At 73.2% G+C, this 20,375-nt stretch carries 18 protein-coding genes; 9 read left to right on the top strand and 9 right to left on the bottom strand.

Features of this window, described 5'->3' with window-relative positions; all coding sequences use genetic code 11:
* Positions 1-117: 117 nt before the first annotated feature.
* The 3 genes from FYW99_RS20730 to FYW99_RS20720 form a co-directional block, all read right to left on the bottom strand.
* A complete protein-coding gene (locus FYW99_RS20730; protein WP_150253695.1) occupies positions 118-1,155 on the bottom strand; it encodes a hypothetical protein in 1,038 nt (345 codons plus the stop codon).
* Positions 1,152-1,760, bottom strand: a complete 609-nt coding sequence (locus tag FYW99_RS20725) for an RNA polymerase sigma factor (RefSeq protein ID WP_150253694.1) — start codon at positions 1,758-1,760, stop codon at positions 1,152-1,154. Before FYW99_RS20725 ends, FYW99_RS20730 begins: the two co-directional genes overlap by 4 nt.
* Before the next feature lie 275 nt (positions 1,761-2,035).
* The gene (locus FYW99_RS20720) at positions 2,036-3,808 is read right to left on the bottom strand and encodes an NAD+ synthase (RefSeq protein ID WP_150253693.1); all 1,773 of its coding nucleotides are present in this window, start codon (positions 3,806-3,808) and stop codon (positions 2,036-2,038) included.
* Between the two features lie 344 nt (positions 3,809-4,152).
* On the opposite strand from FYW99_RS20720, the gene FYW99_RS20715 reads away from it, so the two are divergent.
* From FYW99_RS20715 to FYW99_RS20705, 3 genes are all read left to right on the top strand, one after another.
* Positions 4,153-5,514, top strand: coding sequence for a glutamine synthetase family protein (locus FYW99_RS20715; protein ID WP_190394741.1), 1,362 nt, complete (start codon positions 4,153-4,155; stop codon positions 5,512-5,514).
* Between the two features lie 115 nt (positions 5,515-5,629).
* Complete coding sequence (locus tag FYW99_RS32475) at positions 5,630-5,806, top strand: hypothetical protein (protein WP_223839308.1); 177 nt, start codon at positions 5,630-5,632, stop codon at positions 5,804-5,806.
* Complete coding sequence (locus FYW99_RS20705; RefSeq protein WP_150253691.1) at positions 5,803-6,057, top strand: hypothetical protein; 255 nt, start codon at positions 5,803-5,805, stop codon at positions 6,055-6,057. The genes FYW99_RS32475 and FYW99_RS20705 overlap by 4 nt, the downstream gene beginning before the upstream one ends.
* A gap of 154 nt (positions 6,058-6,211) precedes the next feature.
* Here FYW99_RS20705 and FYW99_RS20700 read toward each other — a convergent pair whose 3' ends face one another.
* Positions 6,212-8,452: a rhamnogalacturonan lyase family protein gene (locus FYW99_RS20700; protein ID WP_150253690.1), complete on the bottom strand. Its 2,241-nt coding sequence runs from the start codon at positions 8,450-8,452 to the stop codon at positions 6,212-6,214.
* 469 nt (positions 8,453-8,921) lie between these two features.
* Positions 8,922-9,773, bottom strand: coding sequence for a hypothetical protein (locus FYW99_RS20695; protein ID WP_150253689.1), 852 nt, complete (start codon positions 9,771-9,773; stop codon positions 8,922-8,924).
* Between the two features lie 179 nt (positions 9,774-9,952).
* Between FYW99_RS20695 and FYW99_RS20690 the strand changes: the two genes are divergently transcribed.
* Complete coding sequence (locus FYW99_RS20690) at positions 9,953-11,227, top strand: endonuclease/exonuclease/phosphatase family protein (protein WP_150253688.1); 1,275 nt, start codon at positions 9,953-9,955, stop codon at positions 11,225-11,227.
* Between the two features lie 222 nt (positions 11,228-11,449).
* Here FYW99_RS20690 and FYW99_RS20685 read toward each other — a convergent pair whose 3' ends face one another.
* The 3 genes from FYW99_RS20685 to FYW99_RS20675 all read right to left on the bottom strand — a co-directional run bounded on the left by FYW99_RS20685 (position 11,450) and on the right by FYW99_RS20675 (position 13,443).
* The gene (locus FYW99_RS20685; RefSeq protein WP_150253687.1) at positions 11,450-11,758 is read right to left on the bottom strand and encodes a chorismate mutase; all 309 of its coding nucleotides are present in this window, start codon (positions 11,756-11,758) and stop codon (positions 11,450-11,452) included.
* 423 nt (positions 11,759-12,181) lie between these two features.
* Positions 12,182-12,859, bottom strand: a complete 678-nt coding sequence (locus tag FYW99_RS20680) for a PaaI family thioesterase (protein ID WP_150253686.1) — start codon at positions 12,857-12,859, stop codon at positions 12,182-12,184.
* 146 nt (positions 12,860-13,005) lie between these two features.
* The gene (locus FYW99_RS20675) at positions 13,006-13,443 is read right to left on the bottom strand and encodes a GNAT family N-acetyltransferase (RefSeq protein WP_150253685.1); all 438 of its coding nucleotides are present in this window, start codon (positions 13,441-13,443) and stop codon (positions 13,006-13,008) included.
* A 302-nt stretch (positions 13,444-13,745) separates the two neighbouring features.
* Between FYW99_RS20675 and FYW99_RS20670 the strand changes: the two genes are divergently transcribed.
* From FYW99_RS20670 to FYW99_RS20655, 4 genes are all read left to right on the top strand, one after another.
* Entirely contained in the window at positions 13,746-14,597 is an 852-nt protein-coding gene (locus FYW99_RS20670) for a helix-turn-helix transcriptional regulator (RefSeq protein ID WP_150253684.1), read from the top strand.
* 128 nt (positions 14,598-14,725) lie between these two features.
* Entirely contained in the window at positions 14,726-15,565 is an 840-nt protein-coding gene (locus tag FYW99_RS20665) for an AzlC family ABC transporter permease (RefSeq protein ID WP_150253829.1), read from the top strand.
* Positions 15,562-15,879, top strand: a complete 318-nt coding sequence (locus FYW99_RS20660) for an AzlD domain-containing protein (RefSeq protein WP_150253683.1) — start codon at positions 15,562-15,564, stop codon at positions 15,877-15,879. Before FYW99_RS20665 ends, FYW99_RS20660 begins: the two co-directional genes overlap by 4 nt.
* 571 nt (positions 15,880-16,450) lie before the next feature.
* A complete protein-coding gene (locus FYW99_RS20655) occupies positions 16,451-18,133 on the top strand; it encodes a thiamine pyrophosphate-dependent enzyme (protein ID WP_150253682.1) in 1,683 nt (560 codons plus the stop codon).
* 138 nt (positions 18,134-18,271) lie between these two features.
* Here FYW99_RS20655 and FYW99_RS20650 read toward each other — a convergent pair whose 3' ends face one another.
* Complete coding sequence (locus FYW99_RS20650) at positions 18,272-19,177, bottom strand: LysR family transcriptional regulator (RefSeq protein ID WP_150253681.1); 906 nt, start codon at positions 19,175-19,177, stop codon at positions 18,272-18,274.
* 73 nt (positions 19,178-19,250) lie between these two features.
* Between FYW99_RS20650 and FYW99_RS20645 the strand changes: the two genes are divergently transcribed.
* A complete protein-coding gene (locus FYW99_RS20645; RefSeq protein WP_150253680.1) occupies positions 19,251-20,231 on the top strand; it encodes a DMT family transporter in 981 nt (326 codons plus the stop codon).
* Positions 20,232-20,375 lie beyond the last annotated feature (144 nt).

Raw genomic sequence — 20,375 nt, 5'->3', positions numbered from 1 at the left:
GACCCCGGAGGGCGGGCGCGCGGACACGCGCCCGTCCTCGCGGGTCCCCGGCTGGCCCGCGTCCGGGCACGGACCGAGGCCGCCCCGGGGCCCGGACAGGACCCGGAGCAGAGCCGGTCAGAACAGCTCGGTCCCGCCCTCCACGATCACGGTCACCTCGCCGGGCGCGTACAGCGCCACGTCCTCGACCACCGCGTCGTCGGCGACCTCGTCCGCGCCGAGCTCCAGCATCTCGCCGCAGAGCCCCTCGGAGGGGTCCGCCTCCTCCGGGTCGCCCGGCACGGCGGACGGCTGGGCGGACGACTGGGCGGCGGACTCGTCCCCGGTGTCGGTCGAGGCGGGCTCCCCGTCGGCGTCGAGGTCTCCGGTGTCGTCGGACACCTCGTCGCAGGGCCGCTCGACCGGCTGCCGGAACCCGGCGATCTCCTGGTCGATCCCGGCGAGGGCGTCGCGCAGCTCGCCGACGGTCATCCCCCCGGGCTCCATGCCCTCCAGGGCCTCGCCCGGAGCGGTCGCGTCGTTCAGGGCCTCGTAGTGCTCCCCGGGCGCGGGTTCGCGCCCGAAGACCACCTCGACCTCGTTGCCGTAGTCCTCGGGGATGCGCACGCCCACAGGGCAGCCGCCGCCCTGGGGGGTGCAGTCCCCGGGCGAGGTCACGACCTCGACGTCGCGCTCGTCGGTGCCCTCGCCCGTCATGTTGCTGTCGAGGTAGACGAGGTTGCCCACGACGGTGGGCGAGGCCGGGGAGAAGCGCAGCGTGACGTCGAGACCGTGCTCGGCGAACTCGGCGGCGTAGGCCTCGGCGTCGGCGGTGGGGTCGAGCACCTCGGCCACCACCACGCCGTCCTCGACGCTGACGTCCAGGACGGCGGCGGCCGCGGTCCCGGGGCCCAGGGGAAGGGCGGAGCCGCCCTCGTCGGAGGGGGCGAGCAGCGCGGTGGCCGCGACGCCTCCCACCGCGAGGACGGCGACGATCGGCGCCGCGACGAGCAGGCGCTTCCTACGGGGGGACAGGGCCATGGGGGTCTCCTGGCTGTGGGTGGTGATCAGCGAACGCAGCTCGCGCGCGGCGGGGGCCGCGGGGTCGAGCCGGTGGGACGCGTCCACCTCGGGACGGAGCCCGGCCACCAGCCGGTCGATCGGGTCGTGGTTCATCGCGCCGCTCCCTTCAGGGGTGTGGAACTGCGTGGGCGTGGGGCGGTGGCTGAGGAGGGGGTCCGGGTACCGGTGTCCAGACCGGCCTTGCGCAGGGCTCTGGCGAACCGGGCGCGGGCGCGGTGGAGGCGCACGCGGGCGGTCCCCCGCGCGCATCCCAGGACGACCGCGATCTCCCCGGCGTCGAGCTGTTCCCAGCCCGCGAGGGAGAGGATCTCCCGGTCGTGTTCGGGCAGGGCCCGGAACACCCTGCCGACCTCGCCCAGGCCGGGACCACGCTCCCCGGGCGGGGTGACGCGGACCTCGCTCAGGTCGGCGCGCAGCCGTGCGGCCAGGGCGTTGCGGCGCCGGTCGCCGCGCCGGTGGTTGGCGAGCACGTTGCGCGCCACGCCGAACACCCACGGCCGGGCCTGGTCGCCCGGCGGGACGTCGTCGATCCGGGACCAGACCGCCGTGAACACGTCGGCGACGAGGTCGGCGGAGTGGTCCGGATCCTCCGTGCGGCGCAACAGGTAGCCGAGTACGTCGCCGAACGTGGACTCGTAGAGTTCCTCGAACCGGGCGACGGGCTCCTCCCGCGACCGCGCAGGGTGTTGTCTGGGCAACGCGCGCCCTCTCCCTCGGTGGTGGTGCGTCCTTACACCCCCACACATGTCCGGTCCGCGCGAAGCGTTACGGGCCCGGCGTCACGGGTTCGGACGGCCGGGTCGGCCGAGGGAGGGCCGGGAGCGGCGGGCGGCGGGTGGCGGGTGGCGGGCGGCGGGCGGCGGGCGGCGGGCGGCGGGCGGCGGGCGGCGGGCAGGAGCGAACGGGGCCGCGCGACACGGAGAGTGCGCGGACCGAAGGCAGCGCGGACCGAAGGCGGAGGGCGGAGCCCGGCTCAGACGGTCCAGCGGTTGGTGATGGGCACACGGCGGTCCCGGCTGAGGTTGCGCGAGCTGATCTTGGTGCCCGGCGCGGACTGGCGGCGCTTGTACTCGGCGCGGTCCACCATGCGGATGACCCGGCGCACCAGCTCGGGGTCGTATCCGGCGAAGACCAGTTCGGCCTCGCCCTTGTCCGTGCCGACGTAGGCGTCCAGGACGGCGTCGAGCTGCGCGTAGTCGGGCAGGGAGTCGGTGTCCAGCTGGTCGGGGCGCAGTTCGGCGCTGGGCGGCTTGGAGATGGAGTTCTCCGGGATGGGCGGAGTCTGCCCCAGCCGGGCGGCCTCGTCGTTGCGCCAGCGGGCCAGCTCCCAGACCAGGGTCTTCCAACAGTCCTTGATGGGCGCGAAGCCGCCCACGGAGTCGCCGTAGAGCGTGGAGTAGCCGGTGGCGGCCTCGCTCTTGTTGCCGGTGGCCAGGACCAGGTGGCCCTCCTCGTTGGACAGCGCCATCAGGAGCGTGCCGCGCACGCGGGCCTGGAGGTTCTCGGCGGCCAGGCCGGTGAGCGGGACGCCCGCCTCGCCCGTGGCCCTGGTGAAGGCCTCCACGGTCGGGGCGATGGCGATGGTGCGGGTCGCGAAGCCCTGGCGGCCCGCCAGCTCCTCGGCGTCGCCGACCGAGTGGTCGCTGGAGTGCGCGCTGGGCATGAGCACACCGTGCACCCGGTCCGCGCCCAGGGCGTCCACCGCGATGGTGGCCACAAGCGCGGAGTCGATGCCGCCCGAGACACCGACCAGGACCGATCCGAAACCGTTCTTGACGGTGTAGTCGCGCAGGCCGGTGACCAGGGCGCGGTAGACCTCGCCCGTGTCGGAGAGGGGGTCGGGCCGCGGGGTGACGGTGCTGGCCCGGGGCGGGTAGGGCGCGGCCGGGTCGGCCGAGACGGTGTGGCGCACGATGCGCAGGCCGTCCACCCGCGCGCCCGGGCCGTCCGGGGCCGGCCCGGCCTCGGGCAGGTCGAGGTCGGCGACCAGGAGGGTCTCGGTGAACTGGGGGGCGCGAGCCACCAGCTCCCCCTCGGAGTCCACGATCAGGGAGTCGCCCTCGAAGACCAGCTCGTCCTGGCCGCCGACCATGTTGACGTAGGCCAGGGCGGCGCCGACCTCGCGGGCGCGGCGCTGGCACAGCTCCAGGCGCACGTCGTCCTTGTGGCGCTCGTAGGGCGAGCCGTTGAGGGAGACCAGCAGGCCCGCTCCGGCGGCGCGGGCCGCGGTGACGGGGCCGCCCTCCTGCCACAGGTCCTCGCAGACGGCCAGGGCGACGTCCACTCCGCGGACCCGGACCACGGAGAGGGTGTCGCCGGGGACGAAGTTGCGGAACTCGTCGAACACGCCGTAGTTGGGCAGGTGGTGCTTGGCGGAGGAGAGGACGACGCCGCCGCGGTGCAGGACGGCGACGGAGTTCTGCGGGGCCCCGGCGGGCTGGCCGTAGCGGGCGCCCGGACCCTCGCGGCGGGAGAGGTATCCCACCACGACGGGGAGTTCGCCCAGGCCCTCCCGGGCGAGGTCGGCGGCCAGGGCGCGGGTGGCCTTGATCGAGGCCGACACGAAGGAGTTGCGCAGCGCCAGGTCCTCGACCGGGTAGCCGGTGACGACCATCTCCGGGAGGACGACCAGGTGGGCGCCCTCCTCGGCGGCCCTGCGCGCGGAGTCGACGACGAGGGACAGGTTGCCGTCCAGGTCGCCCGTGGTGGGGTTGACCTGGGCCAGTGCGATTCTGAGCTGTGCCACGGGCCCGAGCCTAGCCGCAGTGTGTTTCCGGAGCCTGGCGGGACCGGCGGGCACGTGGCATGCGGCACGGCACCGGGCACGGTCACCGGGGTAGGGGGCACGCACGCCGGGGACGGCCGCGGGTCCCGCGCAGGGCGCCGCCGCCGGTGACGGGCGGATGGACGGAAAAGCCCGGTCACGGGCCATAATGCGTGTGCGGGTGACGGACCGGGCAGGCTGGTTGGCGTGTACGGAAATACCCCGGAAATATCCGCACGGCACACTGGACCTGGGAGACCGTGTCCGAACCGGCCCCGCGTACGCCGGGTGGGCCCGGACACCGACCGCATCGAGGAAGGTTGATCGTGAATCGACAGCAGGAATTCGTGCTCCGCACGTTGGAGGAGCGCGACATCCGGTTCGTGAGGCTGTGGTTCACCGACGTGCTCGGGTACCTCAAGTCCGTGGCGGTCGCCCCCGCCGAACTGGAGGCGGCCTTCTCCGAGGGCATCGGTTTCGACGGCTCGGCCATCGAGGGGTTCGCGCGCGTCTACGAGGCCGACATGCTGGCCCAGCCCGACCCCTCCACCTTCCAGGTGCTGCCCTGGCGCAACGAGCCGCACGGCACGGCGCGCATGTACTGCGACATCCTCATGCCCGACGGCTCGCCGTCGTCGGCCGACCCTCGCCACGTGCTCAAGCGCACGCTGGGCAGGGCCTCCGACCTCGGGTTCACGTTCTACACGCACCCCGAGATCGAGTTCTACCTGCTCAAGAAGATGCCCGAACTGGGTGAGCTCCCCGAGCCCAACGACTCCGGCGGCTACTTCGACCACACGCCGCACAACAGCGCGCACGACTTCCGGCGCAACGCCATCAACATGCTGGAGGCCATGGGCATCTCCGTGGAGTTCAGCCACCACGAGGGCGGGCCCGGCCAGCAGGAGATCGACCTGCGCTACGCCGACGCGCTGACCACCGCCGACAACATCATGACCTTCCGGCTCGTGATGAAGGAGGTGGCGATGGAGCAGGGCGTGTACGCCACCTTCATGCCCAAGCCGTTCACGCAGTACCCGGGCTCGGGCATGCACACGCACCTGTCGCTGTTCGAGGGCGACCGCAACGCCTTCTACGAGCCGGGGGCGGACTTCCAGCTGTCCAAGGTCGGGCGCGGGTTCATAGCGGGCCTGCTGCGGCACGCCGACGAGATCACGGCCGTCACGAACCAGTGGGTGAACTCCTACAAGCGCCTGTGGGACGACCCGGCCGCCTCCGCGGGCATGGGCGGCGAGGCACCGGCCTACATCTGCTGGGGCCACAACAACCGCTCGGCTCTGGTGCGCGTGCCGATGTACAAGCCCGGCAAGTCCAACTCCAGCCGGATCGAGATCCGCTCGCTGGACACCGCCTCCAACCCGTACCTGGCCTACGCGGTGATCCTGGCCGCCGGGCTCAAGGGCATCGAGGAGGGCTACGAGCTTCCTCCCGGCGCGGAGGACGACGTCTGGGCGCTGACCGACTCCGAGCGCCGGGCGCTGGGCATCCGGCCGCTGCCGCAGAGCCTGGACGAGGCGCTGCGGATCATGGAGAACAGCGAGCTGGTCGCCGAGACGCTGGGCGAGCACGTCTTCGACTTCTTCCTGCGCAACAAGAAGGCCGAGTGGCGCGACTACCGCCGCCAGGTGACGCCGTACGAGCTGCACAGGTACCTGCCGACCCTGTGAGCCGGTAATTCCACGCGAGCCACGGCTCGCCCTGGAGCTGGACAAGCTGAACCTCAAGCCACTCCCCCGGCCGGGAATGGTGCTGGTGGTGAAGCGGTGTTCTCAGGAACAGTCGGTGCGCCTGATGCGGGCGGCCTCGGGCCAGTGGCACTGGTTCTGGATGTGGGAGCCCTTCCGCACGCAGGACGCCTGGGAATGCGAGCAGGGCCTTCCCACCGGCCGGGAACGGGACATGGCCCGCCGCCTCCCCAACGTTCTGGAGATCGCGGAGGCCGGGGAGAGGACCCCATGAGCACGCACGGGCTCCCCCGCTTCCTCGCCGGGGTCTCCCCCGAGGTGGCCGAATCCCTCTCCACCACGCCGGGGGTGGGGAGGGTGACGCCCCGGCAGATCCTCTGCTCGGCCGTCGGCCTGCTCAACCTGCGCAGGACCGGGGGAACCGTCTTCTTCGTGCGCGGCGGGGCCGTGCTCACCCGCCCCGGCATGCGGATGGTCACCCTCTCCGGACTCCAGGCGGGCGGCCTCCCCCGCAGGTACCTGTGAGACCCACGACGACCGTACGGAGAGCGCAGGCCCTCCTCCCTGAGAAAGAACGGGAGGAGGGCCTGCGCTTGAGAGGACTCTGGAACTCCGCCGGGCGCGGAGCGGTCGCACGAGCACGCCCGTACGACCACCCACGTCCTGCCCCGACCGCTGGTCAGGGCGTGTGGACCTCCGGCCAGGGAGCGGGCTCCATGCCGTCCCCGATGAAGAAGCTCGGGTGCGGCGGCTGGTTGTAGGCGGTGTTCTGCCAGGCCACGGCCACCCGGTACTGGGTGTCGTGCATCAGGGTCGGCATCCGCAGCTCGGTGGGAAGCGGCGTGGAGTAGATCCGCAGCGCCCGGTTGTCCTCGGTGCGCCAGACGACCTCCTCACGCCAGTCACCGAGGATGTCGCCACTCAGCGCCGGTGTGGACTTGGTGCCGTTGTTGGAGGCCACTCCTGAGCCGGTCAGCAGCCGGGTGTCGCCCCCGGTTCCGTACTCGTCGACGCGGGTGCCGTCCAGCAGTTCCCGCAACGGGTCGCCGTCCCACCAGGCCACGAAGTTCGCCGACGAGGGGGCGCGAACGCCCAGACGGTCGCCCTCGGCGTCGTACATGCCGCTGATGCCGCCACCCGCGACCCAGAACTCCGCGCCCGGGTTGTCCGGCCACACGTCCGCGGCCACACCCCTACCGGGGCCCTCCTCACCGCTGGCGGTGGGCCTGCGCCAGACCACGTCGCCGCTGCCGGCGTCTGCCACGTAGGCTCCCGCCGCGCCTCCCGTGCGCTCGGTGATGGTGAAGACCTCCAGGCCGGAGCGGCCGGGCAGCAGGTCGCCCACGTGCATGGCGTCCCCGTGGCCGTGACCGGTGGCCCACATCCCGCTGCCGTCGTCGTCGACGGCCATCGAGCCGTACATGACCTCGTCGCGGCCGTCACCGTCGGCGTCGGCGATGCTCAACTGGTGGTTGCCCTGTCCGGCCCACCGCGACCCGGCGTCGTCGCTGTCGAAGGTCCAGCGGCGGGTGAAGCGCCCGTCGCGCCAGTCCCAGGCCGCGATGACCGAGCGCGTGTAGTAGCCGCGCGCCATGACCAGGCTGGGCCGCTGGCCGTCCAGGTAGGCCACGCCCGCCAGGAACCGGTCCACCCGGTTGCCGTAGCAGTCGCCCCAGTCGCAGACGTCGCCGCGTCCGGGCACGTAGTCCACCGAGTCCAGTTCGGCCCCGCTGCGGCCGTCGAACATGGTGAGGAACTCCGGCCCGCGCAGGATGTAGCCGTCGCCGTTGCGGTGGTCGGCTCCGGCGTCACCGATGACCCCGCCGGTGCCGTCGACGGTGCCGTCGGCCGTCTTCACGGCGACCTCGGCCCGCCCGTCGCCGTCGAAGTCGTAGACCTGGAACTGGGTGTAGTGCGCACCGGCGCGGATGTTGCGCCCCAGGTCGATGCGCCAGAGCCGCTCGCCGCTGAGCTCGTAGGCGTCGAGCAGTACGGGGCCGGTACGACCCGCCTGGGAGTTGTCCCTGGCGTTGGTGGGCTCCCACTTCAGGACGATCTCGTACTCACCGTCGCCGTCGAGGTCGCCCACGCTGGCGTCGTTGGCGTCGTAGGTGTAACCGCTGCCGCCGGACGGGACGTCCAGGGGAACGTCCAGGTAGCCGTCGCGCAGCACCAGGGAGTTCTCCGAAGCCTCCGACTCCTGGCCGTCGACCACGGGGCGGACCGTGTAGCGGGCGTCGGCGGAGGCACCGCCGTCCAGGTAGGAGGTGGCTCCGGTGAGGGGCTGCGGATTGAGGCGCGTGGAGCCCCGGTAGACGTTGAAGGCGACGTCCTCGGGGTCGGTGGCCAGCAGCCGCCAGCTCACCAGGTTGCCCTGCGAGCCGTGCACGCTCACCAGGCCGCGGCCCAACTCCTCGACCTGGCGCCCCTCTCCGGTGGTCGGCGGGTCCTCGTCGTCGGGCGGCTCCTCACCAGGCGGTTCCCCGGTGTCGCCGGTACAGACGGTGCCGTTGAGCGTGAAGGACTCGGGGAGTTGCGGGGTGCCGCCGTGGGAGCCGTTGAAGCCGAAGCTGACCGAGGCCCCGGTGGCGATGGCGGCGTTCCATCCGGTGTCGCCCACGCTGACGTGGTCGCCGGAACCGGAGAACTCACCGTTCCAGCCGCTGGTGACGCGCTCGCCCGCGGTGAAGTCCCACTCCAGGGTCCAACCGTCGACGGGATCACCGAGGTTGGTGACGGACACGGCGGCGGTGAAGCCGTTGTTCCACTGGTTCTGGACGGTGTAGTCGACCTCGCAGCCAGCGGCGGCGGAAGCGGGGCCGGTCGCCACGGCGGCGAGCGCGGCACCCGTGGCGAGGGCGGTCGCGAGGGAGGCGACGCGCCGTGTTCGATGTCGGACGGCAGGGGGGACGGGGGGCATGGGAAGGACACTCCTCACCGCATCCGGTGCCGACGTGTCGCGGCGGCCCGGATGCGTCGATGTGATGGGAGCGCTCCCGAAAACAACGCGAATGTAACACGGGGAGTAGCGGCGCGACAACGGTTCTTTCTAAACCGATTTACATCCGCACGGAGGACCTGAGTCCCAGTTGACATGGGATATCCGATCGCCATGCGTACGGGGAAGAGGAGAGCGGAGTAGTTGAAAGCAAAACGATTCAAGACGGGCCCGCCGCTCTAGGGGAACAGGCACTTTCGCTGGCCTGCGGCCGGTCCATGGAGATGGAGACAGAGGGTTTCACGGGTTCAGAACAGGTTGGGGAGACGGACGGCTTCACGGAGCTGCGGTCGGTCCGTGGAGGCAGACGGTTTCACGGGTCCCACGCGGTCCATGGAGACAGACGGTCGCACGGGTCCGCGCGCGGTCGGACGCGTCCGCCGGGACCGGATCAGCGGAGGGAGCGGGCCAGGTCGCGCAGCCAGGGCTTCCGGAAGGCGGGCTCGCCGGTCAGCACCCGGTGGACCTGCTCGCGGACCTCGCGGGTGCGTCCCCGTTCGACCAGGGACACCGCCGTGGACAGGGCGCACAGCGCCTCCTTGTCGTGCCGGGGCTCGGTGACGAACGGATCCGCCCAGAGGGTACGGCGGAAGGACGCGGTGGTCTTGGGCTGGTCGTTGCCCAGGTGGCTCCACAGCCAGCCGGGAACGGAGACGTTGCGCACCGCGCTGGCGGGCAGCTCGTCGGTCCAGTCGGCGTGCTGTTGCCAGCGCCAGGTGTTGGGACTGGTCCTCCCCCGTGTGGTGACCCCCAGATAGCGGACCTTGTGTCGGATGACGTTCCAGGCGGCCCGCTCGTCCTCGATCCAGTCGCGCAGGTGTTCGTGCAGGTTGCCGAAGGTGGATCCGTGCAGGACCAGGTCCACGAACACCAGGGGCCGCCCGCGCGCGGCCAGGCTCCGCGGCGTGATGCCCGAGGCGGACAGGTTGGTGCGCAGCTGGGCGCGTTCGGCGGAGGTGAGCCCCTGGCCGTCGCAGCCGTAGAGCGACAGGGGCAGCTGTCTGAGCCGTTCCCGGTACGGGGTGTCGGAGAGCACACCGCTGAGCAGGTCGAAGAGGTTGTCCGGGGAACGGCCCACGAAGTACAGGTCTCCGTCGGTGCTACGGGCGAGCACCTTGGCCGCGCACTCGGTGAGCTCCTCCACGTAGAGGGGCTCGTGGTCGTGTCCTTCGGTCAGGGAACCGAGCCGCTCCCCGCCCGCGACGTCCCAGCGGAAGGGCAGGTTGGGTTCTTCGTGGGCCATGGAACCAGGGAAGCAGGGAGACGGCCGTCCGCGCCACGGGGTTTCGCGGCCTGTGGACAACCCGGGGTCACCCCTGCTTCACTCCGGCCTGTTAACCTCCCGCGGCCGGGGCCGCACCGGTCCGACCAACGGAACTCCGGTCTTTCGCACCCCGCTCCCCCGCTGAGAGGATTGCCCCCATGAAGCCGCGTTCACGCCCGCTGGTCAGACCGGTGGCCTCCACCGCCACCCTCGTCCTGGCCGCGTCCGCGCTGGTGGCGGCCCCCGCCACCGCCGAGGTGTCGTCCTCGGTCCCCGAACCGCCGGGATCGCACGAGGTGCGCTTCGCCACCTTCAACACCGCGCTGGAACGCCCCGGCCAGGGGGTCCTCGCCGAGGAGCTGGCCACGCCCGACAGCGAGCAGGCGCGCAACGTCGCCGAGATCATCCAGCACGTGCGCCCCGACGTCCTCCTGGTCAACGAGTTCGACTACGACGAGGAGGGGGATGGTCCCCGCCTGTTCCAGGACAACTACCTGTCCATGGGCCAGAACGGCGCCGAGGCCATCGAGTACCCCTACGTCTACTCCGCGCCCGTCAACACCGGCGTGGCCTCGGGCGCGGACCTCAACGGCGACGGCGAGGCGGTGACCGGGCCCGGCAGCCCCGCCTACGCCGAGGACGCCTTCGGGTACGGGCTCTTCCCCGGCCAGTACGGGATGGTCGTGTACTCGATGTACCCGATCGTCACCGAGGACGTGCGCACGTTCCAGACCTTCCGGTGGGCGGACATGCCCGGCGCGCTCCTGCCCACCGACCCCGAGACGGGCGAGTCGTACTACTCCCCCGAGGCCCTGGAGGTCCTGCGGCTGTCCTCCAAGAGCCACTGGGACCTGCCGATCGACACGGGGCGGGGCCGCCCGGTCCACCTGCTGGCCAGCCACCCGACCCCGCCGGCCTTCGACGGCCCGGAGAAGCGCAACGTGGCGCGCAACCACGACGAGATCCGCTTCTGGGCCGACTACGTGACCCCGCGCGCGGGTTCCTACATCTACGACGACCGGGGGCGGCGCGGCGGCCTGCCCGTGGGCGCACCGTTCGTCATCGCCGGGGACCTCAACGCCGACCCCAACGACGGCGACGGCCACCCGAACGCCATCACCCAGCTCCTGGAGCACCCGGGGATCACCGACGTGCGCCCGTCCAGCCAGGGCGGCAGGGGCGCGGCCCAGCGCCAGGGCGGGGCCAACGACGGGCACGGGGGCGACCCGGTCCTGGACAGCGCCGACTTCGCGGACGAGCCCGGTCCGGGCAACCTGCGCGTGGACTACGTGCTGCCCTCGCGGATCGTCCCGACCCGCTCGTCCGGGGTGTTCTGGCCGACCGTGGACGACCCCCTGTTCCGGCTGACCGGCGACTACCCCTTCCCCAGCTCCGACCACCGGATGGTGTGGGTGGACGTGGTCCGTCACTAGGGCGCCGGGCCCTGCCCCCTGCCGGGGCAGGGCCCGGCGGCCGGGCGCGGTCGCCTGCCGCACGGGCTCGCGCCGGGGCGGAGCCGACCACCCGGAGGTCACGGACACCTGGCCTCGGACGTCCGCAGCAGGGCACGGCTGACGCACCCGGCGATCGCGGTCACCCGGCGCACGGGCGTCCGAGCCGGAACACGGCTGACGCACCCCGTGGCCGGGACGCGGTCACCTGGTGCGGGCGGCCTCCTCCTGCGCGGCGGCCAGCCCGGCGCTGATGACGCTGTCCATGATGGCGGCGAGCCGGTCGGGCCCCAGGCGCGGGGCGTGCTCGGCCATGCGCTCGACCAGTTCGCGCTCGCGCCGCATGTCGCGCCCGGCGAAGTAGCCGACCGGCTTGAGCCGCTGCACCTGGGCGGCGACGAGGGCGCGGCGTTCGAGGAGGTCGGCCAGTTCGGCGTCCATCTGGTCGATGCGTCCGCGCAGCTGGCGGATCTGCTCCTGGGCTGCGGGCGGAGTGGTGCGGTGCTCGGACACGGTGGTTCTCCCTCGGGTGGGGCGGTCCGGTGTCGGGCCGGACGCGGTCGCGGTGCGGCCGTACCTCCCCGCGGGATACGCGCGGTGTGTGGAGAGCGTGTCGTGGGGCGTCGGCCGCCTGGAAAACGAAGAGGAGCACCGGGCTGCTGCCCTGGTGCTCCGTTGCCGACGACCCCTGCTTCCGCCTACGTGAGAGCGGCCGACGAGGTCGTCGGCTGGCTAAACACGTGATAGCGGCGGGTCATGGGGGAGATACTACCGAATCCGCCGGGGAGGGTGCGACGGTTTCGCGGCGGGGGGTGCGTCACCCCGCGCGTGTGGGACGCGCGGGCCGTGTTCCCGGCCCCGCACACGCGTGGGGCGGCCCCGCCTGTCGGCGCGGGCCGCCCCACGGTGCTTCGGCCGGGTGGACCGGCTGGCGGCTCAGCCCTGCTGGCCCTCGGCCCCGGGCATCCTGACCTGGATCATGAGGGCGGTGGCCTCGGCGGTGACCTCGCCGTGGGCGCGGATCCGCCCGGAGACGAAGACCTTGCGGCCCTCCACCCGGTCCACCTCCGCGGTGACCTCCAGCGGGGTGAACAGCGGCGTGGGCTGGCGGTAGTTCACCTCCAGCTTGGCGGTGAGCCCCGGGGTGGTCTCGACCGCGGAGACGCTGCCGACGGCCTGGTCGAGCAGGGCCGCGATCCAGCCGCCGTGCACGAGTCCGGGCGGGCCCTGGTAGACGGTGTTGAGGGTGACCTCGCCGCGCAGGCCCTCGGGGGTGCGCTCCAGCAGCAGCGGCGGGGCGGCGGGGTTGGTGTCGCCCGAGACGATGTTGGTGATGGTGCCGTACTCGACGTCTCCGCTCTGGAGGTCGCGCTGGACCATGGTGCCGATCTGGCGGCGGGCGACGTTGAGCCTGCCGGTGATGCCCTCGACGGTGGCCGCGGCCTCGGCCAGGGTGTCGGTGTCGACCTCGGTGTTGGCGACGGCGTCGACGAGGTCGTGGACGCGGGCCACGAGGGAGCGCAGCTCGGCGGGGATCTGGGCCTGCTCGACCACCGGGAGACCGAAGGCGCGGGGGTCGGGGCGCTCGGCTACCGGCTGCGTGTTGACCGTCATGTGTTCCTCGTCGAATCGGTGTGTGCACGGGTGGCTGGGGGCACCACCGTCAAACCGAATCCTACTCGGTGGTATTCCGGCGAGGCGGGGCTGGGCGGTGCGCTCCCTGTCACACGGCGCGGAGACGGGCGGCACGCGTGGCGGCGTCAGCCCAGCTCACGCACCATGTGCAGGTGCGGGATCCCCGCGTCCAGGAACTCCTCCCCGTGGGCGGCGTAGCCCAGCCGCGCGTAGAAGCCCAGCGCGTGGGTCTGGGCGTGCAGCTCCACCTTGGTCAGCCCGCGCTCGCTGGCCCGCTCCTCCACCGCGCGCACGAGCGCGGCGCCGGTCCCGGTGCCGCGCCCCTTGGGCAGGACGGCCAGACGGCCGAGGAGGCCCACCCCTCCGCCGAGGTCCACGAGGCGGACCGTGCCCACGGGGACGCCGCCGTCCAGGGCGAGGAAGTGGTCGGCGGTGGCGTCGCGCACGTCCCACTCCTCCTCCACGGGCACCTGCTGCTCGGCGACGAACACGGCTCCCCGGATGACGAACACTGCGGCGCGGTCGCGCTCGTCCCGCGCCAGGCGGATCTCGGTCGTAGTCATGCAGGCAGATTAGTCCCATCACGGGGCGAAACACGCACCGCGGGTACCGTTCCCCCGGTTGCCGCGGACCTCCGACCAGCGCGGCTGCTGTCCGCGCCGTCTCTGGTGTCCGCGCCGAAGCCCGTGGCGGCGCTCCCGGCGGCGCCTGCGGAAGTCCGTGGCGGCGTCCCTGGCACCTGGGCCGAGGACCGTGTCCGCGTCCGCGGCAGCGTTCCAGGAAGCACGTGGCGGCGTTCCCGGTGCCTCTGCCGAAGCTCGTGGCGGCACCCGCGCAGCGCGCTGCCTAACCTGGAGCAATGGGCATGCCCAGAGATGTTCACCCCCGGATCGAGGACCCGCGCGCGGAGCGGGCGCGCTACTGGCGCTTCTCCGGCCTGCCCGAGACCGAACTGCTCACCGCGCGCTTCGTCACCACCGCCTTCACCCGCCACACCCACCCCACCTACACGATCGGGGTGATCACCGGCGGCATCGAGGAGTACACGCACGAGCGGGGACGGGCCCGGGTGGGGCCGGGCGGACTGGCCGTGGTCGGACCCGGGGAGGTGCACACCGGCCACGCCGGGGTTCCCGAGGGCTGGAGTTACCGCGTGTTCTACCCGCTGCCCGAGGTGGTGGCCGACATCGCCCGCGAACTGGGCATACGCGGAACCCCGGCGTTCACCGAGTCCGGCATCCACGCGCCCGAGGCCGCCCGGGTGCTGGCCACCGCGCACGTGGCCGCCGAGAACGGCGACCGCCTGGCCGCCTCCTCCCTGGCCCGGCAGGGCCTGGGCATGCTGCTGCGCTCCCACGGCCGCGAACGGGCGGCCGGACCGACCGGGCACGCGGCCCGCCCCGAGGTGGAGCGGGCCCGGCGGATTCTGGCGGATCGCCTGGTGGGACCGCCGACCCTGGAGGAGTTGGCGGCCGGACTGGGCATCGGCCCGTTCGCGCTGTCTCGGGCCTTCCGCGCCGTTCACGGCCTGCCGCCGCACGCCTACCTCAACCAGCTGCGGGTGGACCGGGCCCGGGCGCTGCTGGCCTCGGGGCGGCGGGCGGGCGAGGTCGCGGTGGAGGTGGGGTTCGCCGACCAGCCGCACCTGACCCGCCACTTCAAGCGCCACCTGGGGGTGCCGCCCGCGGCCTACCAGCGCGCTCTGCTCTCCACCTGAGTCGTTGGCAGGGAGGCGGGCGCGGTGACCTGCGGGCCGCTGTCCGGCAAGAACGTTCAAGACACCGCGCGGTCGGCCTCCCTAGCGTGGGACGCGTGAAATCCTTCTCCGTCCTCCGTACACCCGCGGTGCGCGACAGCGTGGGGATCGGCGTCGCCGTGGGCGCCGCCGGTCTGGCGTTCGGCACCGCCGCCGTGGCAGCCGGGCTGTCCCCCGCGCAGTCCGTCTTCCTGAGCCTGTTCATGTTCACCGGAGCCTCCCAGTTCGCCCTGGTGGGAGTGATCGCCGGTGGCGGCAGCCTGGTCGCCGGGGCGGCTGGCGCGCTGCTCCTGGGCGCCCGCAACACTCTGTACGGGCTGCGTCTGGCGGACGTGCTGGGTTGGCGGGGTGCGCGTCGGGCGCTGGCCGCGCACGGGGTGATCGACGAGACCACCGCCGTGACGCTGGCCCAGCCGGACCGCGCGTCGGCGCGTACCGCGTTCGTGACGACCTACGCGGTACTGGGCGGCTCCTGGGTCGTGGCGACCCTGGCGGGGGCACTGGCCACGGAGCGCGTGGGCGACATCAGCGCGTTCGGGCTCGACGCGGTGGGTCCGGCGGTCTTCCTGGGACTGCTGTGGCCCCGCCTGCGGGAGGGCGGCGCCCGCACGTGGCTGGTCGCGGGCCTGGGCGCGGGTCTGGCCCTGGCCGCGGCTCCGTTCCTGCCCTCGGGCGTCCCGGTGCTGCTGGCCGCCTCGGCCGCGCTCATCGCGCTGTTCGGTCCCGCCAGGGAGAGCGGCCAGGCCGCGCCGACCGCGCGAGGTGACCGGAGCACATCCGTCAGGGACGGTGCTCCGAGCACAGGCACCGGGGAAGACGCCCCGAATGCCTCCTCCGGGGCGGGGACTCCGGCCGCGTCCGCGGTGGACGGTCCCGTGGCGAAGGGCGGCCGCCGGTCCGCGGCGGAGCACGGGGAGGCCCGGCCATGACCCTGTGGACCGTGCTCGTCGCCACCGCGGCGGGCTGCTACCTGCTCAAGTACGCGGGCCTGGCCGCGCCGCGGCGGCTCCTGGACAACCCGTGGCTGCGTCGGTTCGCGACCGCGGTGCCGATCGCCCTGCTCGCCGCGCTGATCGCGGTGGAGGCCCTGCGCGGCGAGGGCCAGGCACTGGCCTGGGACACCGCGCGGATGGGCGGCCTGGGCGCCGCCGTCCTGGCCCTGGTCCTGCGCGCGCCCTTCCTCGTCGTGATCGTCGCCGCCGCGGCCACCACTGCGGGCCTGCGGGCCCTCGGCGTCAGCTGAGCACGGGGGGACTTCCGAGGGGGGCGGGCACGGCCCTCCGTGCATCCTCGGCGTCGGCTGAGCACCAGGACGCGCCTTCAACGAGGTCGGTCCTTCGACGCCCTGGACGCCCTCGGCGTCGGCTGATCGTCCCGGGGGAAGTTGTCCACATCCCCTACCGAAGGCCGCCGCGCTGCGGTTTCCTGGAGGTGAGGAGGTGGTGGGACGTCGGACGGCGTACCAGCCGATGACGGGGCCCTCCCCGTTCGCTCGCGCGGTGCCGGGGCGGGCCCGCCCCCGGCGCGGGTCCCGACCGGCCGCCCCACCACGACCGTCCCCGTACGCGGCGGGTGGGGAGTGCAAGTCCCCCGCCCCCTGGGAAGGAAGCCGAAGACCGTACTCGGGCGCCGGACAGCGGCGACCCGGGACGACGGCCTCCGGGCGGCAGCGCCCGGAACGCCACGGAGCCCACGAGGCTCGAAGCGGCAGCGGCCGGTCACCACCGGCCGTATGCGCCCGGATGCGCCAGACCCGGTCTGGGCCGTCCGGACGCGCCGAGTGGACCTTGCGACGATGGAAGGACCCCGCCCCCATGGCCACAGGCGCAGCAGAACGCCCCCGCCCGCCCACCGACACCGCCGCGCACGCGGTGGTGGAGGTGCTGGCAGCGGCCGGGATCAGACGGTGCTACACCGTCCCCGGTGAGAGCTTCCTGGAGCTCGCCGACGCGATCGACCAGCACCCGCGCATGCGGTTGGTCTCCACCCGGCACGAGAACGGCGCCGGGTTCATGGCCGAGGCCGAGGCCAAGCTCACCGGTGTCCCCGCCGTGGCCGCGGCCACCCGGGGCCCGGGAGCGTCCAACCTGGCGGTGGGCGTGCACACCGCCATGCAGGACTCGACCCCGATGATCGTGTTCCTCGGGCAGGCCGAGACCGAGCACCTGGGCCGGGAGGCCTTCCAGGAGGTGGACCTCACCGCGTTCTACGCGCCCATCACCAAGTGGTCCACCACCGTGCACCGGGCCGACCGGCTCGCGGAGGTCACCGCGAAGGCGGTCCGCGTCGCCACCACCGGCAGACCCGGACCGGTCGCCATCGCGGTGCCCGGCGACCTGTTCGGCCAGCGCGTCGGCCCCCAGGACCCGCCCGGGCCGACCGTGGTCCCGCGCCCCGTCCTGGGTACGGAGGCCAGGGACCGGCTGGCGACCTGGCTGGCCAGGGCGGTGCGCCCGGTGATCGTCGCGGGCGGCGGCGCCCGAGCGGCCCGGGAGGACCTGGTCCGGGTCGCCGAACGCTTCAACACGGGAGTGTACGCCGCCTGGCGGCGCCAGGACGTGTTCCCCAACGACCACCCGCTCTACCTGGGCCACCTGGGGCTGGGCTGCTCTCCGCCGGTGCTCAACGCCCTGGCGGAGGCCGACGCGGTCCTGGTGGTCGGCTGCCGGATGAGCGAGACCACCACCCAGGGGTACCGGCTGCCCGAGCGCGGCGGGCACGTCCGTGTCGCGCAGATCGACGTCGACCCGGGACAGCTGGGCGCCAGCACCGACCTGTGGTTCGGCGCGGTCGCCGACGCCGGGGAGGCACTGCGCGAACTCGCCGGGGCGCCGGTCCAGGCGCCCTACCGCGATTGGAGTTCGGCCCGCCGGGTGTGGGTGGACACCGCGACCGTGCCGCCCGAGGCCGCCGGGCACACCGGTGCACGGCTGCACCCGTGGGCGGTGGTCGCGGGGATGCGCGCGGCGCTGCCCGAGGACGCGCTGATCACCAACGACGCGGGCAACTTCGCCTCCTTCCTGCACCGGGGCTGGTGGTTCCGGCATCCGCGCACCCAGCTGGCGCCGACCAGCGGGGCCATGGGTTACGCCGTGCCCGCCGCGGTGGCGGCCAAGATCGCCGCCCCGGACCGGACGGTGGTGGCGGTGGCCGGTGACGGCGGCGCCCTGATGACCGGGCAGGAGCTGGAGACCGCGGTGCGGATGGACGCGCCGGTCACCGTGGTGGTCTTCCAGAACGGGCTGTACGGCACGATCGCCATGCACCAGGCCCGTGAGCTGGGGCGGATCGCCGGAACCCGGATCAGCGGGCCGCTGGACCTGGCCGGATACGCCCGGGCCCTGGGGGCCAGGGGCGCGACCGTACACACGCGTGAGGAGCTGGAGAAGGCGCTGGCGGAGGCGGTGGGGGCGAACCTGCCCACCCTGGTCGACGTGCGGACGGACCCGGAGGTGATCAGCCCGGCCGCCACCCTGTCGGGCCTGCTGAACGGTTGAGCCGGTCCCGCTGAACGGCCACGGGGCAACGCCTCCCGGTGTTCGGGCCGACCCGCGCGGGTCGGCCCGAACACCGGGACACGCCCCTGCGCACGCCCCCGTGTTCGCTCTCCGGCTCCGGTTCTGGGCTCCTGCCGCTCAGGCGGTGTAGGCGGCGGCCGCCTCGCGCAGGGCGCGCACGGTGGCGCGGATGGCCGGGCGGCGGGAGGCGTCGGTGCGCCAGAACACGTACACCTGGCGCACCAGCGCTGGCTGCACGGGCACCACCCGCACCCCCTCCGGCAGGGGTCCGCACCCCAGGCGGGGCATGACGGCGGCGCCGATCCCGGCGGCGATGAGCGCCAGCTTGGTCTGGTGCTCCTCCACGTTGTGGATGACGTTGGGCTCGCCGCCGTGCGCCCGGATCAGGCCGTGCAGCCAGTCGTCACAGATCGACCCGCGCGACCAGCTGATCCAGGGCAGGTCGAGGATCTCCTCGGGCGCGAGGATCTCGCGGTGGGCCAGGGGGTGGTCGGCGGGCAGGGCGATGTCGCCGACGTCCTCCATGAGCGGAGCGCGGCTCATGCCGCTGGGCAGGCTCAACGGCGCCCCGAGCCAGTCGACGACCATGGCCAGGTCGGCGTCCCCCCGGGCCATGGCGGGCACGCTCTCGTGCGGCTCCTCCTCGTGCAGCTCCACCCTCAGGCCGGGATGGGTCTCGCGCAGGGAGGAGAGCGCGTGCGGCAGGAGGCCGCGGACCGCGGTGGGGGTGGCGGACAGGCGCAGGTGGCCGGTGACGTCGTCGCGGTGCGCCTCCAGGTCGGCCTCGGCGCGCTGGACCATGGACAGGATCCTGGCGGTGTGCTCGACCAGGAGTTCGGCGGCGTCGGTGAGGCGCACGCCCCGGCCGTTGCGTTCGACGAGGGGTTGTCCGACCTCGCGTTCGAGTTTGGTGAGCTGCTGGGAGACGGCCGAGTTGGTGACGTGGAGGGCTTCGGCGGCGGCGCTGAGGGAGCCGTGGGTCGCGATGGTGTGCAGGACCCGGAGTCGGTCGACACTGAGCATGTAAGCAAGCCTAAGGGTTAGCTTAAGCAATACGAAGTAGACCTAACACGTCGTTCGGGGATAGAAACGTCCCATGTCCGCTGTCTCCTCTGTCTCCCCCGTGTCCGCCCCGCCCGGCGGCCCCCGCCGCGCGCTCTCCGACTGGCGGGCCAAGTTCGTCCTGCTCTCCCTGATCTGGGGTATGAGCTTCCTGTTCATCAAGGTCGGGGCCGAGGCCCTCTCCCCCATGCAGCTCGCGCTCGGGCGCATGGCCACCGGGGCACTGCCCCTGCTGGCCGTCCTGCTGCTGCGGGGCGGTCGCCTGCCGCGCTCGCCCCGCCTGTGGGGGCACATGTTCGTGGCGGCGCTGCTGCTCAACACCGTCCCCTTCACCCTGTTCGGGTACGCCGCCCAGCTCATCCCGTCCGCGCTCATGGGCATCATGAACGCCTCGACGCCCCTGTTCGGCGTGGTGTTCTCGATGCTGCTGCTCTCCGACGAGCGGCCCGACCGCGACCGGGTCCTGGGCCTGGGCATCGGTTTCCTGGGCGTGCTCACCGTGTTCGGCGTGTGGAACTCGCTGGGCGAGGTGGCCGTCGGCGACCGCGACTCCGTGCTGGGCATGCTCTTCGTCGTGGGCGCCACCGCCTGCTACGGGATCGGCACGCCCTACCTGCGCCGGTTCGTGGCGGGCAGCTCCCACGGCGCCCTGGAGCTGAGCACCCTGCAGCTGCTGCTGGGTTCGGCACCGCTGGTGGTCCTGGTGCCGCTGTTCACCGAGGTGCCCACGGGCGTGACATGGCAGGTGGTGGCGGCGGTGAGCACCCTGGGCGTCTTCGGCACCGGCGTGGCCTACATCCTCCAGTACGCGGTGGTGCGCGAGGCCGGGGCGACGGTGGCGACCACGGTCACCTACGTGGCGCCGGTGGTGGCGATCACCGCCGGGGGCGTGCTGCTGGGCGAGACCCTGAGCTGGAACCAGCCGCTGGGCGCGGTGGTCATCATCCTGGGCGCCGCCCTGTGCCAGGGCGTGGTCCGTACCCGGTATGTGGCCCCGCCCGCACGGAGAAGGTAGCGGGACCGTCCACAGGCCCGGGAAGACCCTGGCCGGGGCCACCGCCCCGTGCCAGACTGGGAACCGGGGGCGCCGCGCACCCCCCTGGGGGCGGGGCTCCCCCCGATACCAGTGTCGTTCGCCGCGCGCACGCCCGGCAAGTCC

The sequence above is a fragment of the Nocardiopsis deserti genome, assembly GCF_008638355.1.
In the GTDB taxonomy this organism is placed as follows: Bacteria; Actinomycetota; Actinomycetes; order Streptosporangiales; family Streptosporangiaceae; genus Nocardiopsis; species Nocardiopsis alborubida.
Note: the sequence above shows the minus strand (reverse complement) of the source record. Positions and strands in the feature narration are given on the sequence as shown.